Origin of the sequence: Sphingomonas sp. PAMC 26605, from assembly GCF_000241485.1 — a bacterium.
In the GTDB taxonomy this organism is placed as follows: Bacteria; Pseudomonadota; Alphaproteobacteria; order Sphingomonadales; family Sphingomonadaceae; genus Sphingomonas.
Map to the genome: position 1 here is coordinate 159,848 of NZ_JH584242.1, position 1,002 is coordinate 160,849.

Here is a 1,002-nt window from a genome sequence, read left to right on the forward strand (position 1 = left end):
ACGGTTGTCGACCGTCAGCAGATCGCGGAACTTGGTATGCTGATAGGTGCCCGACAGGTTGATCCGGTCGGTACGGGTCAACCGCGCGGTCATCTCCGCCTCGAAACCATAGGCGCGCGCACCCTTGGCGTTGGTGGTGATGATCTGGCTGCCGGTGATCGCACCCGCGGCGTTGCGCGTCGTGACCGCCTGGTTGACCTGATAGCCCGTGAAGTCCTCGTAATAGGCGGCGAGGTTCAAGGTGACATGGTTGTCGAAGAAGCGCGACTTGGTGCCGACTTCATAGTTAGTCAGCGTCTCGGGGCCGGCGAGCAGGCCGCCATCCTCGATATTGCCCGATTTGAAGCCGGTGCTGACGCTGCCATAGGCCAGCGTGCCTTGGGTGATCTGCGCATCGGCGCGCGCCAGCCAGGTCAGCTTGTTCCACTTGCCGTACGCGTCGTTGTTCGAAATGCCCCATAGATTGCCGTATTGCGCGGTCGGCGCGTTAAGCGTGTTGAGCAGGTCCTGCGCGTTGCCTGCCTGATGGAGATCGACGGCGAAGATGCCGGGGAGGTTTGGAACCGCGGCCTGGCAAGCGGCGAGCGCGGCTGGCGCCAAGGTTGCCGAACAGCCCGAGAAGGTCACGTTGCGGCCACCGATGTCGCGCTTTTCGTCACTGGTGTAGCGCAGGCCGCCGGTTAGGTTGATCTTGTCGGTAACGTGCCAGATCGCCTGCCCGAACGCCGCGCGCGAGTCGATCTCGCGATCCGCCTGGATGAAGCTGCCGGCCCAGTTGAACGTGCCGTCGCGATAACCGTTGCGCTGGTCGATATCAAAGCGAATCTTGTTGACCTCGTGGCTGTAATAGCCGCCGACGATCCAGTCGATCGTGTTGTGGCCGATCGACTTGAGCTGAAGTTCGTGGCTCCAGAAATCGTAGCGCGAAAACGCCGTATTGTTCTCGCCGAAGCTGTCGTTCGGCAGGTTGAGCGATCCGTTGGGATTGCTGAACGGCGGATG

General features: G+C 61.7%; 1 protein-coding gene. It reads right to left on the reverse strand.

What is annotated here, in order from left to right; all coding sequences use genetic code 11:
- Nucleotides 1-1,002: TonB-dependent receptor domain-containing protein (locus RH90_RS24395; protein WP_010188083.1), on the reverse strand; the 1,002-nt coding region annotated here is incomplete at both ends.